The sequence below is a fragment of the Polaromonas sp. P3_C2 genome (assembly GCF_056402675.1).
In genome coordinates this window covers 1-818 of the sequence record NZ_JBFUGX010001117.1, presented here as the reverse complement: position 1 = coordinate 818, position 818 = coordinate 1, and the positions used below count along the sequence as shown (strand labels likewise).

Annotated in this window: 1 protein-coding gene and 1 pseudogene; one reads left to right on the top strand and one right to left on the bottom strand. The window is 61.0% G+C overall.

The window, feature by feature from the left end; translation table 11 throughout:
* Window positions 1-223, top strand: a pseudogene (locus AC1DWI_RS25015) (peptidase S11); the annotation flags it as partial.
* Window positions 224-297: 74 nt separating this feature from the next.
* Here the strand turns inward: AC1DWI_RS25015 and AC1DWI_RS25010 are convergent.
* The coding region (locus AC1DWI_RS25010) for an IclR family transcriptional regulator (RefSeq protein ID WP_477726161.1) at window positions 298-818 on the bottom strand (521 nt) is incomplete at its 5' end.

Sequence of the window (818 nt, the reverse complement as noted above, 5' to 3'; positions counted from 1 at the left end):
GGATATCGGCCTGCAAAAAACCGGCTACATCTCTGAAGCTGGCCAGTGCCTGGTCATGCAGACCAAAATCGCGGGCCGCAAACTGATCATGGTGTTTCTGGATTCCGCCGGCAAGCTGAGCCGTCTGGGTGATGCCGAGCGCGTACGCCGCTGGGTGGAGTCGAATCCGGTGGCCGAACCCAAGGTGAATGTCAGCACCTCTATCAAGCAGGTGAACGGCTAAGCCTTCCCGAGGTGCGCAACCTGCTATCTTATTTATAGCTGCTCGCGTCCAATCTGATTGGGCTGTAGCCTCTTTTACCTGGGTTTGTAACCCAGCGCGGCTGAAATCTCATTCGCAGTCGCCTGCAACTTGGGCAGCCAGTGTTCGTCCAGCCGGTCAGCCGGGGCCGAAATCGACAAGCCCGCTACCAGCTGGTTCTGGTCATCGTAAATACCTGCAGCCATGCAGCGCACTCCCAACTCCAGTTCTTCGTTGTCGCGCGCGATGCCGTATTGGCGTGCTTTGGAAAGCTCGCGCTCCAGAATTGGCAGCTGCGTGATGCTGTTGCGTGTCTGCCCCGGCAGGCCGGTGCGTGTCGCGTAGGTGCGCAGGCGCTGCGGGTCGTCAAACGCGAGGAACAGTTTGCCCACAGACGTTAGATGCAGCGGCGCACGGCCCCCGATGGCCCGCACCACCTGCATGCCGGAGCGTTCACTGTAGGCGCGCTCCACGTACACGATTTCGTCGCMCTGGCGCATGCTCAGGTTGACCGGCTGCTGCGTGAGCTTGTGCAGTTCGCGCATGGGCAGCAGCGCAGCGTCACGGACGTCCAGGC